This window comes from Mesorhizobium sp. M0293 (genome assembly GCF_040321735.1).
Taxonomy (GTDB): domain Bacteria; phylum Pseudomonadota; class Alphaproteobacteria; order Rhizobiales; family Rhizobiaceae; genus Mesorhizobium.
In genome coordinates, this window is the sequence record NZ_JAMYSA010000113.1 from 1 (window position 1) to 18,443 (window position 18,443).

The window sequence follows — 18,443 nt, forward strand, 5'->3', positions numbered from 1 at the left end:
GACAGCGCCATCTCCTCTCGACGCAGCGGCGTGAGACGGGCATTCTTGTGGATGTTCATTCGGACCCTCCGGTGAGTGCTGCAGCGTGGTAACTCCAGTCTCCTCGGTCCGGTCCGAATGGACAACCCTCTGAAAGCTCACAGCTAGGCCACCGCGCTGTCGCTGATCTCACGGATACGGCTGACCAGCTTGGTCACACGATCCTCGTCAAACACTTGCTCCGGCCCCGTGGGCGCCAAGTCGGTAAAGGGCGGCTCATAGAGCAAGCTCGGGTCCATCGTGCCCTGGTCGGTCAGGTGCTCGATGATCATGCCGACAAACTCGATCTGTGCGGCGGAAGCTGTTCCCGCGGACAGGAATTCGCCGAAGGCTTCTGAAACGGCGGTACGGTCGAGCCCTACCAATGAACGCACGAACCGACCGAAGCCACGGCTCGCCTCGCGGGCTCGTTCGATATCGCCGGCGTCACCAATGCCTGCATCGAGCAGCATCTTTTCCAGCGCGGCCAGATCGATGGCCGTCAGCGGCTTTCCCTGCCTCAGCTTGTGCAAGACGAGATGGTCCTCGTGCCTCTTGAGGAAGTGGCGTGCTTTCTGCTTGAAGCGAGCGAAGTCGGCTTCGCCAACTTGGGGCAGATCGATTTCAACACCATCGCCGATCTCGTCGGCAAAGTCGGAATAGACAATCGCTTTCCGACCCTTCTCGATGTGCTGGACGAGATCGCGCAGCCGTAGCCGAACCAGTTCGAGCAAAGGAACGTTGACACCCTCCCACCAGATATCCGTCTGGATCTCTTCGATCAGGACGGCCTGATGAGCGATTGCTGGAATACCGGTCTGATCCTCCAGCGCCGACGCTATCTCCAGCAGTTGCTTCTTTAGCGTATCGAAGCGCTTGGAGCCCTTCAGCAGCGCAAGCTGCAGCGAAAACATCAACAGGTCGAACCGTTTCGCCTCTTCGGTTCCAAACTGTTTCGCTGACGGCAAAGGCGCAATCTCGTCGACAAGCTCCTTGCGCTTCTCGTCGTCGATCGCAATCCAGGCTTCCGGCCCTTGGTATTTTTCCACGGTGCGACGACGCTGACGCACGATGAAATTCTCGAGGTTCAGCCCGGCTACGGTGTCGCGCAGAACGTCGACCGCATCGGTTCTGATATCCTCCTCGGTCAGCGGCAAGTCGACATAGGTCGAGGCTTTGAACGGTGTCGGATCTTCGGCTAGGCCATCGGACTTACGCTTCTTTTCGTCAAGCGCGCGTATCAGATCGAGCCGCGTTGCAAACAGCCGTTCCGACAATGACTTCGCGGTGCTTGCATCCTTGAGTTCCGGATTGGCGCCGAAGAATTCAAGGTTCTGGCAGTAGTCGAAGACACGGAAGAACTCCTTGTCTTGGCCTGGCCCGAACAGGTCGGGACACAGCCGGGTGCCGCGCCCCATCATCTGCCAGAATTTCGTCTTCGAGCGCACCTGCTTGAAGAAGACGAGGTTCACCACCTCCGGCACGTCGATACCGGTGTCGAGCATGTCGACCGAGATGGCGATATGAGGGGCCTTCGTTTTCTTCGAGAAATCGTCGATCAGCGTTTGCGCATAAGCGCCGCTCTCATGGGTAATAACCCTTGCGAAATGGCCGGCAAGGTTCGGATAGGCCGCGTTGAACCGCGCCTCGATGAACACCGCATGTGCCTGGTTCTTGGCGAAGATGATAGTCTTCCCGAGCCTATCGCCACCTTCGACCTTGATACCGTTGGTCATCAGGTCCGCAACAACGAGGTCCGCGGTGTCGGCATTGAAGAGCCGCTTGTTGACCTCGGCGGCGTCGACGCTGTCGGGGATTTCCTCTTCGCCCCATTCCAGCATGTCCCAACGGTCTTTCTCCTCGTCGCTCAGATCGTCGTAGCGCAGGCCGGAGCGCACGATCTTCAGCGGCACGGAAATCGCCTTTGGCGGCACCAGATGGCCATCGGCCACCGCCTCGTCGAGCGAATAGGCATCGGTCGGGACACCGTCTTCCAGGTCGAACAGTGAATAGGTGTTGTGGTCGATCTCATCCTTGGGCGTCGCCGTCAGGCCGACAAGGAAAGAGTCGAAATATTCAAAAATAGCCCGGTAGCGCTGGTAGACCGAGCGATGCGCCTCATCGATGACGATCAGGTCGAAGTGGCCCGGTCCGAACTTGCGCTTCTCGTCGGCCTTACCATCGATCAGGTTCATCATCGTTGGATAGGTCGACAGCAAAACGCGGCCCTCGCTGGTCCGTTCGGTCACGAGGTTGACCGGCGCTGAATCCGGCAGATGTGCCTTGAACGCGCCGGCCGCCTGGTTGACCAGCGCGACACGGTCGGCGAGGAACAGCACGCGTTTTACCCAACCGGCACGCATCAACAGGTCGACTAGCGCGATGACCGTGCGCGTCTTGCCGGAGCCGGTCGCCATGACCAGCAACGCCTTGCGCTCGCCGTCGTCCTCGAAACTCTTAGCGATGGCGCGGATAGCGCGCTGCTGATAGGGCCGCTTGTGGCCGGCGATCTTGGTATCGATGCGGGTCTCGGTCAGCTTTCTCCGGCTGGTGCGGCGCTGGACCAGCAGTTCCAACTCATCGCACTTGTAGAAGCCGCCAACCTGGCGCGGCGGATACCTTTGATCGTCCCAGATCCAGTGCTCGTAACCGTTCGAATAGAAAATGACCGGTCGCTGGTCATAGCGCGCTTCCAGCCGATCGGCATAAAGCTTTGCTTGCTGCTGGCCCTGGCGCGCATCCTTGCGCGTGCGCTTGGCCTCGACCAGGCCCAACGGCTTGCCGTCGGCGCCCCACAGTACATAATCAACAAAGCCGACGCCTTGCTCGTTGGGCATTCCCTCGACCCGAAACTCGATGTCTTCCGCTTTGTCCAGCGCCCAGCCTGCCTCGCGCAGCAGCAGATCGATGTAGCGGTCGCGGGTCCCGGCCTCGTTGTAGTCATGCGTGGAGGGAGTCGCCTCGGCGGCACGGCGGGCGGCGGCCACTTCGGCACGCAGGCGCTGCAATTCGGCGTCGAGGTTCTGCCGGTCGGAAAGCAGCTTGGTCAGTTCGCCGTTCTTGGCGTCGAGCTCGGCTTGCTGCGCCTTCAGATGCGCGAAGGCCTTCTTAAGCGTCTCGTCGCGGCGCGCCAGCACCGAGGCGTCGAAGGCAAGGCCGTCCGCAGGCTTTGCCTTGAGCGCGTAAGTGCGCGCGAGCCAGAAGCAGACGTGGAACAGTTCCTTGACTGCCCCGGCAGCATCGCCTGGCCGGATAGTCTTTTCCTCATGCACGGCGCGATTGCGCAGCGTGTTGATGAACTTCGCCTTGGCGAACACCGCTTCGCCCGCCGCGCGGCGAAAGCTCGGTTCATGCAGCAGCGCGGCGATATTGTCCTGATATGGAAGCTTAAGACCAGGATCGCTGCGAAACGCCCATTTGACCGCGAGTTCCACAGTCTTGCCGGCGAAGAACGCCGCCGCCGTCGGCGACACTCCCGCCTGCCGCTCGGCTTCCACCGCCGCCTCGTGAACGGTCGGAAATTCGGCGGCGAGGAAAGTGAAGTTGGACATGCGCGGGGCCGGCCTGCTTACTCGGCCGCGGCGATCATCTCGATGTCCTTCCTCAACAGCGTATTGACCAGCGTACTCAACGAGACGCCGCGCGCCGCCGCGCGTTCGGACAAATAGTCGAGCACGTCGGGCTCGAGATGCACCGGCGGGACGAGACGGGCGCCCGTGCGGTGGAACTTGCCGCGCTCTGCACCGGAGAAATCGTATTCTTCCTTCATTGGGTCACCCGGTTTCATACTGCTTCGCCTCGCGGCGTGTTGGGGTTCTGGCCGAAATAATGCGTATCGCTGCCCGGTCGCCGGACAGCTCGACATAGGTGTGCACCAGGACCAGCAATTTGGCCGCGCCGTTCATGCCCAGTGTAACCCATCTTTCCTCACCTTCGCCAGACTCATCATCCAACCGCGACAGCGCAAGCGGATCGGCTAGGACGCTCATTGCCTCTTCGAAACTCACGCGGTGCTTTCGCCGGTTGATCGCCGCCTTGCCCGGATCCCAATCGAATTCGAAGCGAACACCGGTCATCGCCCGGCCCCGATCGCCGCCTCGTGGACGGGTGGAAACTCAGCAGCGAGGAAAGTGAAGTTGGACATCGCTGAAAACTACGGTAGCGGAAAGAATTCGCAAGCAGTTTCAAATATTCAACCGCGTCAGAATTCTGCCCGCCAGGTCGCGGCTTTCAACAGCACCGATCTATCCAATGGTGGAGTGAGTTCGAAGGCGCGTGGCTCGCGAGCGAAGTCGAACAGCCGCACCAGCCGGAACGCATCAGGCCGTTCCTCCGAGAAGGACCGTTCATTCTCTGAAAGCAGGAACGGGGTCCGCTTGTGACCAGTAGTCGTCTTCACCTCGATCAGCCGCTCGCGGCCGCCTGGATCGAACGAACGGATGTCATAGCCCGCGCCGTCGCCATCCTCAGCCGAAACCCAACGCACCTTCCGGGCAAGATCGTCGCGCCCGGCCACGCGCAAGCCGGACTGCTCGGCAAAGAAGACGCGTTCCTCGCCGTTCTTACCCAATTGTCGGTTACGAGCGTCCCGCAGTGCCGGATCAAACTTTCGCACGATCCGCTCAAGGACAGGCGGCACAGCCTCGAAAGCCGTGACGGGTGGTGCTTCGAAGAAAAGTGGTTGAGGCTCTTGCAAGTCGGGCGCGGACGCCGCCGAGATCGGGTTCTCGAAGAGTGCCGGATTGCGGACGATATGGCGTTCGACGCCGTCGACCAGCGCGCGCTGAAAATTCGACATTGGCTTGTAGCCGGTGATCCACCGCATACCGAGCTGATAGAGCACCGCACTGATATTTTGGTGCTTGAACTCGATCGAGCCACGGCTGCGGCCGGTGAGTTCTTGCAATGCCGCATTGCGCTGCGACTTGACGAACGGACCGCCGGCCAATTCCAATGACCGCATATCGAAATAGTCAGCGACGATCAGGTCGATTTCGAGGTCGGTTCCGGCGAGCGCGTCGGACATAGCTAAAGCTGACCCGAGAAAGCGCGGTGCTGAAGGGAGGAGAAGAGCGTATCTACTTGATCCACGGCAAGCGCAAATCGCCTTGCCTCGCCTGCTATGCGCTCTGCTGCTTGCGCGAATTCCTGTTGCAACTGCAACGGAGGAATAATGGTCGGAAATGCTGAAAGCTGCGTCTTGTTAATTGAAGCAATTCCCGTTGTCTGTTTAGCCACCCTCAAAAAATATTTCTTCCCATAGCTGCTTCCAACTAGCCAACTCAGAAACAAGGGCAAGATACGATTCGAGATAATTCTAACTCGAAATACGTGATTTTGATGGATGACTTCGTCCAGGTCACCCGTCCACAAGGTGCCTCTTCCCAACTTGTCCGGATCACCACCCTCGGTAAGTAGCAGGTCGTTCAGTTCAAGGCGATAGCGGGCGATCTCGGCATTCGTTGCCTCGATAAATTTGACAGCCGATAGCTCCAGTCTTCGATCTTGCACATTCACTACGGCCAGATAAGGCACCCGTCTTGTGCTACTCCCGTTAAGCTTCCGGCCCTTTGTGATACCGGAACCTATGTTGGCCACTTCTGACAATGGAACCGGCTCGCCCCACCGTGACAGTTGCTTCGGCTCTTCTCCAAACATCTCCAGAAAGATCGACTGCGTGAGGCTGTCGAGCAGTTCGATGGCGCGCTTACGCTTGCGGCGCAACGCATCTGCGTTGTCCAGGATCGCCGCAATCCGCCGCTGCTCGGGGAGCGGTGGGAGAGGGATTTCGAGGCGCTTCAGAAACTTGTAGTGCCGGCTATATCCTGCACTCGGTATCTCGTTAGCGCTCAGGAAGTGATAAAGGAATCGCGGGTCTGCTTCTACGTCCGGCTTTGGCTTCAAAACCTTAACGCCGTCAGCACCCATACAAAAGGGAAAATCCACGAATTTTAGCGCGCGGGTGTGGTCACCGAAAATGATCCACGGTCCTTTGCCTTTGACGAGATAGGCGGGGTCGTCAGTGAATCCGCCGACGAACTCCTGACCTTGGTCAACGATTGGATGCCGACCGACTGAAACGTAGTCGCCTTTCTGAACCTTCAAGTTACCGGAAGAAGTATCTTCAAACACCCGCTCGAAAGGAAGCGCAACAACCCTCACAGCATCGCCTCCAGTTCGTCCAGCCCCTCGATAATCTCCTTCTCCAACGCCTTCAACTCAGCGATAATTTCCTTCGGCGCGCGGTGCTTGACGGACTCGTGCACCACCTCCTTGTAGCGGTTGAGAGATAAGTCGTAGCTGGCCCCCACGATCTCAGCCTTGGGGACGCAAAAGCTCTGGTCGGTGCGTGCGCGTCTGCGCTCCGCACCCGATCGCTCGGCCCACCGCGCGGCTATGTCGGGCAAATTGTTCTTCGCCAGCTCCTCGTCGGTGAGCGTCAGGTTGACGAAATGACCGGCTTCATAATGGCCTGGCGTCGGCCCGAGCTTTTCGCCCGGCAGCGAAGCGTTGCGCTTGTCGTCCAGCGAAAACCCGTCGGCCTGGCAATCATAGAACCAGACATAGTCCGTGCCGCCTGAATTGGTCTTGGTGAACAGGACGATCGCGGTCGAGACGCCGGCATAAGGCCGGAACACGCCCGAGGGCAGCTAGACGATGCCGTCAAGCCGATGGTCTTCGACCAGCATGCGGCGGATTTCCTTGTGCGCGGTTGACGAGCCGAACAGCACACCGTCCGGCACGATCACCGCCGCACGGCCGCCGGGCTTCAGCAGCTTCAGAAACAGCGCCATGAACAGAAGCTCGGTCTTCTTGGTCTTGACGATCGCGAGCAGATCCTTCGCTGTGGTCTCGTAGTCGAGCGAGCCGGCGAAGGGCGGATTGGCCAGCACCAGCGAATAGCGGTCCTCGTCGCCGGCATGCTCCTGGCTGAGCGAATCCTTGTAGCGGATGTCGGGATCCTCGACGCCGTGCAGCGTCATGTTCATCGAGCCGACGCGCAGCATGGTGTTGTCGAAGTCGAAGCCGTGGAACATCCCCTCGTTGAAATGGTCGCGGCTCTCCTGGTCATGGAACATCTTGGGATGGTTGTCGCGCAGATATTCGCCGGCCGCGACCAGGAAGCCGCAGGTGCCGCAGGCGGGGTCGCAGATGATATCCTTCGGCGTCGGCGCCGTCATCTCCACCATCAGTTCAATGATGTGGCGCGGGGTACGAAACTGGCCGTTCTGGCCGGCGCTGGCGATTTTCGACAGCATGTATTCGTAGAGATCGCCCTTGGTGTCGCGGTCCTGCATCGGCAGCTTGTCGATAAGATCGACCACCTTCACCAGCAGCGCCGGCGACGGAATGGTAAAGCGCGCACCCTTCATGTGCGTGGCGTGCGCGGTGCCATCCTCCGCCATGGTGCGCAGGAACGGGAAAACGTGCTCGGAGACGATCGAAAACATCGTGCCGGCGTCTTCGTTTTTTAGCCGCGACCAGCGCATGTCCGAATAGGCGACGCCGCCATTCTTCCCAATTCCGTCCTTGCCCTCTTTGAAGATGCAACGGCGCATCGGCTGACCGGTTCGCGTCGAGCGGTTCTCCTCGAGCTGCTCGGCATCGTCCAGCCCGCGCATGAACAGCAGGTAGGTGATCTGCTCGATGACCTCGAGGGGATTGGCAATGCCGCCTGCCCAGAAGGCGTTCCAGACGGCATCGATCTTCGAGCGAAGTTCACCTGTGATCATGCTGTTTCCTACCATTCCGTGGCCGATAGCTTTAAGCCACGCGTCTCCCGCTTTAAAGCGCAGCGAACGTCATTGCGGTGGATACGATGATCTGGCGTGAGGAACGACATTCGTGATTGAGCGCCACAGCTCCGGCACATAGCCACTTGCGCATCCGACAGGATTCGAACCTACAACCTGCCTGAGGAGGCAAGTGCTATTCGATTTGCCCGTTGAAGCCCGCCCCGGCTTCCGCTAAGAAGCCGTGACTTGCCGGTTCGCCGGCTGGTTCGTTTTCCGGATCATCGGTCCTGAAAGCACCCGTAGCTCAGCTGGATAGAGCGCTGCCCTCCGAAGGCAGAGGTCACAGGTTCGAATCCTGTCGGGTGCGCCAATCATTTCAATAAGTTAGCCTCAGACACACCAGCGATTGTGCGAAGGCTGCTCACCAATCGCTCGCAAGCTCTGGCGTAGTTTGGCTAAGATGGAGCTTTTGATTTTGGCGAAGGATCGCCAGCAGGAGACCAGCTCTACGCCGCAGTTGATGCAATCTGATTGTCTATGGCAGCCCTGCACCAGTCAGCCAACCTGCCGACGATGAGAGTACGCACTCGGAAGGTGAGAGTTTGACCCTTTCGAGAGCGCCGGAGTCGAATTCTCTTCTTGGAAGTCGAAATTGGCCGGAACCAGCATTCGTGACCCGAAGCCATCCTACGTTGGGTACGATGTCAACGGCAGCTTTGCGCCAAAATCCGGGCGTTCACGACGGCTCCGCCCATCACTATAAGCGGACGTCGCTAGGCGACGCGGGCGAACTAGCCCCAGAGGCACGTTCTGATAGCGAATCCGCCTTTTTTGGAAGTTGGGTGGCCAGACTAAAGAGAATCAAAGCGAAGTGTGTTCCGGGCGATCTTCCAGGCGGACTCGACATGCCGCCGCGCTGCGGCTTCCGCCTCTTCCGGCTTGCGTGCGCGGATTGCATCCATGATCTCGTTCATCTCGGCGATCGCCGCTTCGCGCCGGTTGGTCGAGACGATGGTCATCGAACGAAGCTGGTTGATGCGGACATTCAGCCCGCTGACGATTTCCCAGGCGACGCGCTTGTCAGCGGCCTCGAACAGTGCCTCGTAGAATTTCGTCGTCGCCCGCCTCCCGGGGGGCGGCGTCCCTGAGGACCACGCAGCGAACAAATCCGTCAGCGCCTGTTCGAGCGTTGCCAACTGCTCGCCGGTGGCCGACAGCGCGCAGGCGCGGGCCGCAATGCCTTCGAGCAGAGCTCGAAGTTCGTAAATCTCATCGGTGCGGCCGAGATCCGGCCTGGCCACAGCCGGCCCATGCCCAGGGATCATCTGCACCAGTCCCTCGGCCTCCAATTGCCGCAGAACCTCGCGCACGACGGAACGGCTGACGCCAAGCTGATCGCATAGCGGTCGCTCGACCAGCCTTTCGCCGGGCTGGAAATGGAAATCCATGATTGCGTCGCGCATGCGCTCCAGCGCCAGTGTCCTCAAGGTCTTGGCGCTGCGGTCGATGCGAAGCGTGTCGTCTGGCATGTGTGGTCTCCTGCGCGGTCACGAAAACAGATTCCAGGCCGGGTTGACAAGGTGCTTGGCGGTCCATAGCATGGTATACCATAAGATGATACGGGGATCTGACTATCCCGTTGGCATCGCCGAACTGAGGATTCCATGCAGCCTGCCATTCGCAAGATCGTTACCTATACCGAGAACACGCTGATCGAAGGCGGCAAGGCTGCTCCCCGTCCGCTGCGCTTGATCGGCGTCGCTGCGGTGCTGACAAACCCTTGGACAGGACGTGGTTTCACCGAAGATCTGTCGCCTGAAATCCGCGCTTGTGCGCCAGTGATCGCGGAAATCCTGACGCGCGAGATCATTGCCATCGCCGGGTCCGGCGAGGCGATCGAGGGCTATGGCAAGGCCGCCATTTGCGGTACGTCGGGCGAGATCGAACATGCATCGGCGCTGATCCATACGCTGCATTTCGGCAATCATTATCGCCGCGCCGTCGGCGCCAAGACCTATCTTGCCTTCACCAATCTGCGCGGTGGGCCGAACACGCCGATCATGATCCCGCTGATGGACAAGAATGACGAGGGACGGCGCTCGCATTACCTGACGGTGCATTTCCAGATCGGCGATGCGCCGACGCCAGACGAGTTGGTGGTCGCGCTCGGCGCGTCGATCGGCGGTCGCCCGCATCACCGCATTGGCGACCGCTACCAGGACCTCAAGGAACTTGGGGACCTGCATGGCTGACGCTTCCGCATCCGCATGGGCTCAACAGAGCACGGCGCCCGACGGCACCGGCTTCATCCGTGCCGGATCGGGGACGCCGGTACTGTTCATCCACGGCGTCGGCATGAACGCCGCGATCTGGCAACCGCAGATCGAGCGTATGGCCGACCGCTTCGACGTGATCGCCATCGACATGCTCGGCCATGGCCTTTCGCCGCTGCCGCCGCAGCACCCGGAACTGGCCGACTACGCCGACCAGGCCGTTCGCCTGCTCGACCATCTCGGCCTCCACAAGGTGTCCGTCGTCGGCCATTCGATGGGTGCGCTCGTTGCCCAAGAGTTGGCCCTGCGCGCGCCGGGGCGCGTGCACCGCATCGTGTCCCTGAATGCGGTGTTCCGGCGTCCGCCCGAGCTGGCCGCGGCCGTTCGCGAGCGCGCGGCGGCGCTCAACGGCCGCAACGACGCTGCCGGCACGGCACAGACCATTGCCCGCTGGTTCGGAGATCCGGTGCCGGTCGAGCTGGAAGCGGCAGCGCAGACGACGGCATCCGCATTGAGCAGGGTCGACCCCGAAGGCTACGCCCGCACCTATAACCTGTTCGCTCGTGCCGACGGCGATCACACTGCCCGCCTGCCGAAGCTGGGCATGCCGGCCCTGTTCATGACCGGCTCGGAGGACAGGAATTCTTCGCCGGCAATGTCGGCGGCGATGGCGCGCCTGGCGCCGCATGGCCGCTGCACAGTGCTGCCAAGCGAGAGGCACATGATGGCGGTCGCGGCACCCGATCTGACGACGCGTCACATCGTCGACTTCCTCGGAGAGGACGAAGCGATCGAGCAAAGAAGCGCCGCGGAAGCGGACGCCGGTTTCGACAACGGCGAGCTCCGCCGCGCAATGGGCTCCTTCCTCACCGGCGTTACCATCGTCACCACGATCGGACCCGAAGGCGAGCCGCGTGGCTTCACCGCCAACTCCTTCACCTCGGTGTCGCTCGATCCACCACTGGTGCTCATCTGCATCGCCCACAAAGCGCTTGGCCATCCCGTCTTCGCGACATCCAAAAGCTTCGCCATCAACGTCCTCAACGAGCGTCAGAAGGCAGCGTCCGGCATCTTCGCCTCGAAAGCCGCCGACAAGTTCGCCTCCGTGGCCTGGCGGCCGGGACGGACCGGCAGCCCCGTGCTGGACGGCTCCGTCGCGTCCTTCGACTGCGACATGGAGCGCCTGGTCGATGCCGGCGATCATTCGATCCTCATCGGCCGCGTCCGCGATTTCGAGCACAACTCATCGCAGCCGCTCGGCTATTGCCGCGGCGCCTATATCGCACCCGGCCTCAGCCAGGACGCGCTGGCGGCCACGCAGCCCGGCACCGATGTCGGCGCCATTCTCGAAAATGGCGGCCGGATCCTGTTCCTGGAAACGGCTGACGGTTTCGAGTTGCCGCGTGGCCGAGGCTTAGGCTCGGCCGGCGATGCCAAAACCCTTCGAGGCCTGCTTGCGGCGAAGGCCATCGAGGCCCAGCTCGGCTTCCTTTTCGCCGTCTGGGACGACGCCGGGACTGTTTCGCGCACCCATGTCTATTATCGCGGCACGTTCGACGTGCCCGCTTCCAGCGATCGCGGCATCAGGCTCATCGAGATCGGCGCGATCGAAGGATTGAAGATCGCCGATCCGGCGATCCGCTCGATGCTCGCGCGCTATATCAGGGAATGCTCGGTGGACGCATTCGGCGTCTATGTCGGCAACGATGTCGAAGGCGAGGTTCGCCCGCTCGCCAGGGCCGACGCTTCTGCCGTCAACACAGGTGACCAGGGATGAAATTCTCGCTCTTCGTGCATATGGAACGGTCGGACCTCGCCAAACCGCATTCCGAGCTTCTGACCGAGCTCGAGGAGCTGATCCTGCTGGCAGAGCAGGCAGGCTTCGAGACCGCCTGGATCGGCGAGCATCACGGCATGGAATTCACCATCTCGCCGAACCCTTTCATCAACATCGCCTATCTCGCAGCCAAAACCAGCCGGATCCGCCTCGGCACGGGAACCGTGATTGCGCCCTTCTGGCACCCGATCAAGCTTGCTGGCGAAGCGGCGATGACCGACGTCATCAGTGGCGGCCGCCTCGATATCGGCATCGCGCGCGGCGCCTACAGCTACGAATATCAGCGCATCTTTCCAGGCCTCGACGCCTGGGGCGCCGGCCAGCGCATGCGCGAGATCATACCGGCGATCCGCGGCCTTTGGGACGGTGACTTCGAACTCTCCGGGGAGTTCTGGCAATTCCCGCCGACCACCTCCTCGCCCAAGCCTGTGCAAAAACCCTACCCACCGATCTGGGTAGCGGCCCGCGACCCGAACTCGCACGATTTCGCCGTCGCCAATGGATGCAAGGTCCAGGTGACGCCGCTGGCTTCCGGCGATGAGGAGGTGACGAGCCTGATGCAGCGCTTCGACGCCGCCTGCGCAGCGCACCCGGAGATAGCTCGGCCGGAAATCATGCTTCTAATGCACACATTCGTCGCCGAGGACGCGGCCGACGCCGATCGCCTCACGCAGGACCTGTCGACTTTCTACTGCCAGTTCGGCGCCTGGTTCCAGAACAAAAAGCCCGTGGATCAAGGCATATTGGAACCGCTGACGGCGGACGAGATCGCGGCCATGCCGCAATACGCGCCCGACAAGATCCGCCAGAATCTGGTGATCGGCGAGGCTGATGAGGTCATCGCCCGGCTGAAAGCCTACGAGACGCTCGGCTACGACCAGTACTCGATCTGGATCGACAGCGGCCTTTCGCACGAGCGCAAGATGAAATCGCTGCAACTGTTCATCGACCGGGTGATGCCGGCCTTCCTCTGATCGCGAGCCCATGACCGACGCCCTCTTCAGGAACTTCATCGACGGCCGCTTCGACGAGCCGTCCGCCACGTTCGACAGTGTCGACCCGTCGACCGGCGCGGCCTGGGCAAAGATGCCGGCGGCAAGCGAAGCCGACGTCGATCGTGCCGTCGAGGCGGCGCAAAGCGCGCTGTGCTCAGACCCATGGCAAAGGATGACAGCGACGGCGCGCGGAAAACTGCTGGTCAAGCTCGGCGACCTCGTGGCCGCCAATGCCGGGCGCCTGGCCGAACTCGAGACGCGCGACACCGGCAAGATCATCCGCGAGACCCGCGCCCAGATCGCCTATGTCGGCGACTACTACCGCTATTATGGCGGGCTCGCCGACAAGCATGAAGGCGCGCATGTGCCGATCGACAAGCCGGATCTCGACGTTACCATCCGCCGCGAGCCGATCGGCGTCGTTGCCGCTGTCGTACCGTGGAATTCGCAACTCTTCCTCTCGGCCGTCAAGCTCGGCCCGGCGCTCGCCGCCGGTTGCACGGTCGTGCTCAAGGCCTCCGAGGATGGCCCGGCGCCGCTGCTGGCTTTTGCCGAACTCGTCCAGGAGGCCGGCTTTCCCCGAGGCGTCGTCAACATCCTCACCGGCTTCGGCCAGGAGTGCGGCCAGCGCCTGACCAGCCACAGGCTGGTCTCGCGCGTCGCCTTCACCGGCGGTCCGTCGACGGCGCGCGCCATCGTCCGGAACACTGCGGAGAATCTTGCCTACACCACGCTCGAGCTCGGCGGCAAAAGCCCGGTCGTCGTCTTTGCCGACGCCGACCTAGACAGCGCCGCCAACGCGGTCGTCGCCGGTATTTTCGCGGCGACCGGCCAGAGCTGCGTCGCGGGATCTCGCCTGCTGGTCGAGCGTTCGGTAAAGGATGAATTCCTCGCCCGCCTGAAGCGCAAGGCCGAGGCGATCCGCATCGGCGATCCGCAGGATCCGGCCACCGAAATGGGTCCGCTGGCCACGCTGCGTCAGCGCGATTGGATCGAGAAGGTTGTCGCGGAAAGCCTCGCCGCGGGTGGCATGCTGATCACCGGCGGAACACGGCCGGCCGGCAGCGGCTTCTACTACGCACCGACCATTGTCGATGCCGGCAGCGCCGACCTGCCCTGTGTGCGCGAGGAACTTTTCGGTCCGGTGCTCAGCGTGCTTGGCTTCGACAGCGAGGCGCAAGCGCTGGCACTCGCCAACGACACGCCCTTCGGCCTGGCTTCCGGCGTATTCACCAGCAATCTCGGCAAGGCCCATCGCATGGCGCGCGACATCCATGCCGGTGTCGTCTGGGTCAACACCTATCGTGCCGTATCGCCGCTCGTTCCCTTCGGCGGCTACGGCCTGTCAGGCCTCGGTCGCGAAGGCGGGCTCGATGCCATCAGAGACTACACACGCTCGAAGTCCGTCTGGATCAAGACTTCGGACGAGCCGATCCCCGATCCCTTCGTCATGCGCTGAGGAGCGTGGGGCGTGGGTGCACTGAGAAAAACAAGAACAGACCAACAGAGGAGAATGACATGAAACTGATCCTGACCGGCCTGCTGGCCGGACTGCTCGTGGCGACCGCCGCCAAGGCCGATGAGATGGCGTTCACCAGTTGGGGCGGCACCACGCAGGAAGCGCAGACCAAATCCTGGGCAGCCCCCTTCGAAGCCAGCTCCGGCATCAAGGTGCTGCAGGACGGACCAACCGACTACGGCAAGCTCAAGGCTATGGTAGACGCCGGCAATGTCACCTGGGATGTCGTCGACGTGGAAATGGATTTCGCCATAAAGGCCGCCAAGGACGGGCTGCTGGAGCCGATCGACTATGCGGTCGTGCCCAAGGCCGATCTCGACCCGCGCTTCAGCAACGAGCATGCCGTCGGCAGTTTCTACTATTCCTTCGTGCTCGCCTGGAACAAGGGCACAGTCACAGGCGAACCGACGGGCTGGGCCGACATGTTCGACACCAAGAGGTTTCCCGGCAAGCGGACCTTCTACAAATGGTCGGCGCCGGGCGTCATCGAGATCGCTCTGCTGGCCGACGGCGTGCCGGCGGACAAGCTCTATCCGCTCGATCTCGACCGTGCCTTCAAGAAGCTCGACACCATCAAGTCCAATATCGTCTGGTGGGGCGGCGGCGCTGAATCGCAGCAGTTGATTGCTTCCGGCGAGGCCGCGTTCGGCCAGTTGTGGAACGGGCGTGTTTTCGCCCTCCAGCAGGACGGCACCGACGTAGGCGTCGCCTGGAACCAGAACCTTACCGCCGCCGACGTGCTCGTCGTGCCGAAGGGCGCGAAGAACAAGGGCAGTGCCATGAAGTTCCTCGCTGCCGCCACCAGCCCGACCGGCCAGGCGAAATTCGCCGAGGCAAGCGGCTATGCGCCCATCAATGCCAAGGCCAAGGCCGAGATGCCCGCCAATGCGGTCAAGGCCCTGCCTGATGCCCATGTCGATGGCCAGATCAACCTCGACATGAACTACTGGGCGCAGCATCGCGACGAGATCGCCACGCGTTGGTATGCTTGGCAGACCAAGTAACACCGCTGCAGGTTGACGGGGCGCGACTTGCGCGCCCCGTTTCGAGACAGGACCGCTCGATGCAAGGAAATTCTTTCAGACGCGGCTCAGTTGCCGGCCTGCCGGCCGGCAGCGGCAGCGCCTTGCCGGCTCTGCTTCTGGTCGGCTTGTTCTTCATCGTGCCGGTGGTCGCCCTGCTGCTGCGCAGTGTCACCGATCCCGAACCGGGCTTGCAGAATTACGCCACGCTCCTCGGCAGCGGCACCTATGTGCGGGTGTTCCTCAACACCTTCCTGGTCGCCGCCGTTGTCACCGCCGTCACCATCCTTGTGGCTTTCCCGGTTGCCTGGATGCTGGCGATCATGCCACCGGCCATGGGCTCGATCGTCTTCGGTATCATCATCCTGTCAATGTGGACGAACCTCCTCACCCGCACCTATGCGTGGATGGTGCTGCTGCAGCGGACCGGGGTGATCAACAGGGCGCTTATGGGGCTCGGTATCATCCACGAGCCGCTGCCCCTCATCAACAATCTGGCCGGCGTCACCATCGGCATGGTCTACATCATGCTGCCCTTCATGATCCTGCCGCTGGTCGGCACTTTGCGCGCCATTGACCCGATGACGCTGCGCGCTGCGGCCCTTTGCGGCGCGAGCCCGTTCGAGGCGTTCCGCCGCATCCTTTTGCCGCTGTCGCTTCCCGGCGTCGCCGCCGGCGGCCTGATGGTTTTCGTCATGTCGCTTGGCTACTTCGTCACGCCCGCGCTCCTCGGCGGTACGTCCAACATGATGCTGGCCGAGATGATCGCCCAGACGGTGCAGTCGCTGCTCAACTGGGGGTTAGGAAGTGCGGCCGCCTTCGCCCTGCTTGTCGTCACCATGGCGCTCTACGCGATCCAGCTTCGCCTGGTCGGCGCCAGGCGCGCCGGCGGAGGGATCTGAGGATGCTGCTCGAGTATGACAGGCTCGGGTGGCTGCGCGTGGCGCTTGTCGGCTTCACGGCGGCAGTCGCGGCTTTCCTGCTGCTGCCGGTGGTCTTCATCGTGCTCCTGTCATTCGGCTCGTCGCGCTGGCTGGCTTTTCCGCCGCCCGGCTGGACGCTGAAATGGTACCAGCAATTGCTAGCCGACCCGACCTGGATCGATGCCGCGCTGACCAGTGCTCGGATTGCCGCCATGGCCGCTATCCTCGCCGTCATCATCGGCCTGTTTGCCTCCTTCAGCCTGGTCAGGGGTGAGTTTCGCGGACGGCAACTCCTGCGCGGATTGCTGTTGACGCCGATGGTGCTGCCGGTCGTCGTCTTCGCCATCGCCATCTACGCCTTCTTCCTGCGCATCGGCCTTGCCGGCACCACGATCGGCTTCGTCATCGCCCACACCGTCCTGGCGCTGCCTTTCGCTATCATCCCGATCACCGCGGCGCTCGAGGGTTTTCATAAATCCGTCGAGGATGCAGCTATCGTCTGCGGCGCCAGCCCGTTTCAGGCACGGCTGAGGATCACCTTGCCATCGATCAGGATCGGCATCTTTTCGGCGGCGATCTTCTCCTTCCTGGCCTCGTGGGACGAGGTCGTGGTGGCGATCTTCATGGCAAGCCCGACCTTGCAGACCTTGCCGGTGAAGATCTGGGGCAGCCTGCGCGCCGACCTCAGCCCGGTCGTCGCCGCCGCCTCCAGCCTGCTCGTCGGCCTGACCTTGTGCCTGATGATCGTGACCGCACTCCTTCGCAGAAAATTGTCCAGATGACCCGACCGTTCCTGTCCATACGCGCGGTGAGAAAGACGTTCGGCGCCTTCGTCGCCGTCCATGATGTCACCATCGATGTGCCCAAGGGTGAGTTCCTGACGTTCCTCGGCCCGTCGGGCTCCGGCAAGTCGACGACGCTCTACGCCATCGCCGGTTTCCAGGATCCGAGCTCGGGTGACGTGCTCCTGGAGGAGAAGTCGCTGCTTTCGGTGCCGTCGCACAAGCGCAACATCGGCATGGTCTTCCAGCGCTACACGCTGTTTCCGCATCTGAGCGTCGCCGAGAATGTCGCCTTTCCGCTGCGCGTGCGCCGCCGGCCGGACGGCGAGATCAAGCGCAAGGTTGCCGACATGCTGGCGCTGGTGCGCCTCGAAAACTTCGCCGACCGCCATCCCGGCGCGCTGTCGGGCGGCCAGCAGCAGCGCGTGGCGCTTGCCCGCGCGCTCGCCTACGACCCGCCGATCCTGCTGATGGACGAGCCGCTGTCGGCGCTCGACAAGAAGCTGCGACAGGAGATCCAGGCGGAGATCCGCCGCATCCACCGCGAGACAGGCGTCACCATCCTCTATGTCACGCACGACCAGGAAGAGGCGCTGCATCTTTCGGATCGTATCGCTCTGTTCAGGGAAGGCCGTATCGAACAGATCGGCACTGGTGAGGACCTTTATCTCAGGCCCTCAAGCGAGTTTGTCGCCGGCTTCATCGGCAACTCGAATTTCCTGCCCGCAGAGCATTTGCAAACCGCGGGCGGTGCGTCAACGATCCGCCTCGCCGACGGCTCGATCGTGACCGGCATCAAGACAACAACGTCCTTTGGCCAAGGCCAGAGGGTCCGGCTGATGGTGCGCCCGGAGGCCTTCCGCCTCACGCCTGGGCCAGCCAGCGCGGCGCTCGCCGTCGAGATCGTCGATACCGCCTTCTTCGGCGATCGCCGGCGCGTCGTGGCGCGCACATCCGGCGGAGATGAGATCGACGTCAGGCCGACCTCTGACGCGGAGGAAGCGAATAGCGCCGCCACTTCAGGTCAGCGCGTCTTTTTTGATCCCGCTTCGGCATTCCTGTTCCCGGCCTGAAGGGCCGGATTGGTCAGATCACGTCGATGTCTGTCAAGGTCCTAAGGACCGCTTCCATGTCAGGAAGCTGCCGGTCCGCTTCCGTGAAGAGTTTCGGGCGCCGGCAGGCGTACGAAACTCCCCGAGGAAGGAACCCGTGGGCCACAGGCGATGGCTATGGGGATTTCGATTTTCGGCAGATGTCGGCGATGGCGCGACCGCCGCCGCGAAGCGGCGGGTTTGATGCGGACGGACCGCTTCGTTGCGCCTCCGCGCGGTATTGTCG

General features: G+C 62.1%; 14 protein-coding genes, 1 tRNA gene and 1 pseudogene. 9 read left to right on the forward strand and 7 right to left on the reverse strand.

The features are described 5' to 3' along the window. Positions 1-143 precede the first annotated feature (143 nt). The 6 genes and pseudogenes from NKJ06_RS28760 to NKJ06_RS28785 all read right to left on the reverse strand — a co-directional run bounded on the left by NKJ06_RS28760 (position 144) and on the right by NKJ06_RS28785 (position 7,751). Positions 144-3,569, reverse strand: a complete 3,426-nt coding sequence (locus NKJ06_RS28760) for a DEAD/DEAH box helicase family protein (protein WP_352811469.1) — start codon at positions 3,567-3,569, stop codon at positions 144-146. A 17-nt stretch (positions 3,570-3,586) separates the two neighbouring features. Continuing rightward, positions 3,587-3,787, reverse strand: a complete 201-nt coding sequence (locus NKJ06_RS28765; protein WP_352658841.1) for a hypothetical protein — start codon at positions 3,785-3,787, stop codon at positions 3,587-3,589. Positions 3,788-3,791: 4 nt separating this feature from the next. After that, entirely contained in the window at positions 3,792-4,094 is a 303-nt protein-coding gene (locus tag NKJ06_RS28770) for a BrnT family toxin (RefSeq protein WP_352811472.1), read from the reverse strand. 125 nt (positions 4,095-4,219) lie between these two features. After that, positions 4,220-5,044: a protein NO VEIN domain-containing protein gene (locus NKJ06_RS28775; protein WP_352811475.1), complete on the reverse strand. Its 825-nt coding sequence runs from the start codon at positions 5,042-5,044 to the stop codon at positions 4,220-4,222. A 2-nt stretch (positions 5,045-5,046) separates the two neighbouring features. After that, on the reverse strand, positions 5,047-6,180 hold the full coding sequence (locus tag NKJ06_RS28780) for a restriction endonuclease subunit S (RefSeq protein ID WP_352811477.1): 1,134 nt from the start codon (positions 6,178-6,180) through the stop codon (positions 5,047-5,049). Further along, positions 6,177-7,751: pseudogene (locus tag NKJ06_RS28785) on the reverse strand (type I restriction-modification system subunit M). The gene NKJ06_RS28780 and the pseudogene NKJ06_RS28785 overlap by 4 nt, the downstream one beginning before the upstream one ends. Positions 7,752-8,047: 296 nt before the next feature. Here NKJ06_RS28785 and NKJ06_RS28790 point away from each other — a divergent pair. Continuing rightward, positions 8,048-8,124 (forward strand) — tRNA-Arg (locus NKJ06_RS28790). 481 nt (positions 8,125-8,605) lie between these two features. On the opposite strand, the gene NKJ06_RS28795 is transcribed toward NKJ06_RS28790, so the two are convergent. Next, a complete protein-coding gene (locus tag NKJ06_RS28795) occupies positions 8,606-9,283 on the reverse strand; it encodes a GntR family transcriptional regulator (protein WP_352811479.1) in 678 nt (225 codons plus the stop codon). Positions 9,284-9,418: 135 nt separating this feature from the next. Here NKJ06_RS28795 and NKJ06_RS28800 point away from each other — a divergent pair, with 135 nt between their 5' ends. Genes NKJ06_RS28800 through NKJ06_RS28835 form a run of 8 tightly spaced genes read left to right on the forward strand, consistent with a single transcriptional unit; the run spans position 9,419 to position 18,178 of the window. Then, on the forward strand, positions 9,419-10,006 hold the full coding sequence (locus NKJ06_RS28800) for an amino acid synthesis family protein (RefSeq protein ID WP_352811481.1): 588 nt from the start codon (positions 9,419-9,421) through the stop codon (positions 10,004-10,006). Further along, on the forward strand, positions 9,999-11,804 hold the full coding sequence (locus NKJ06_RS28805; protein ID WP_352811484.1) for an alpha/beta fold hydrolase: 1,806 nt from the start codon (positions 9,999-10,001) through the stop codon (positions 11,802-11,804). The genes NKJ06_RS28800 and NKJ06_RS28805 overlap by 8 nt, the downstream gene beginning before the upstream one ends. After that, complete coding sequence (locus NKJ06_RS28810; protein ID WP_352811487.1) at positions 11,801-12,838, forward strand: LLM class flavin-dependent oxidoreductase; 1,038 nt, start codon at positions 11,801-11,803, stop codon at positions 12,836-12,838. Before NKJ06_RS28805 ends, NKJ06_RS28810 begins: the two co-directional genes overlap by 4 nt. Positions 12,839-12,848: 10 nt before the next feature. After that, entirely contained in the window at positions 12,849-14,318 is a 1,470-nt protein-coding gene (locus NKJ06_RS28815; protein WP_352636038.1) for an aldehyde dehydrogenase, read from the forward strand. A gap of 59 nt (positions 14,319-14,377) precedes the next feature. Then, the gene (locus NKJ06_RS28820) at positions 14,378-15,382 is read left to right on the forward strand and encodes an ABC transporter substrate-binding protein (RefSeq protein WP_352811490.1); all 1,005 of its coding nucleotides are present in this window, start codon (positions 14,378-14,380) and stop codon (positions 15,380-15,382) included. A gap of 59 nt (positions 15,383-15,441) precedes the next feature. Next, positions 15,442-16,302 (forward strand): ABC transporter permease, encoded by an 861-nt coding sequence (locus NKJ06_RS28825; protein WP_352811492.1) that lies wholly within the window; start codon positions 15,442-15,444, stop codon positions 16,300-16,302. 2 nt (positions 16,303-16,304) lie between these two features. Then, on the forward strand, positions 16,305-17,105 hold the full coding sequence (locus NKJ06_RS28830) for an ABC transporter permease (RefSeq protein ID WP_352811495.1): 801 nt from the start codon (positions 16,305-16,307) through the stop codon (positions 17,103-17,105). After that, entirely contained in the window at positions 17,102-18,178 is a 1,077-nt protein-coding gene (locus NKJ06_RS28835; protein ID WP_352811496.1) for an ABC transporter ATP-binding protein, read from the forward strand. Before NKJ06_RS28830 ends, NKJ06_RS28835 begins: the two co-directional genes overlap by 4 nt. Positions 18,179-18,443: the final 265 nt, after the last annotated feature.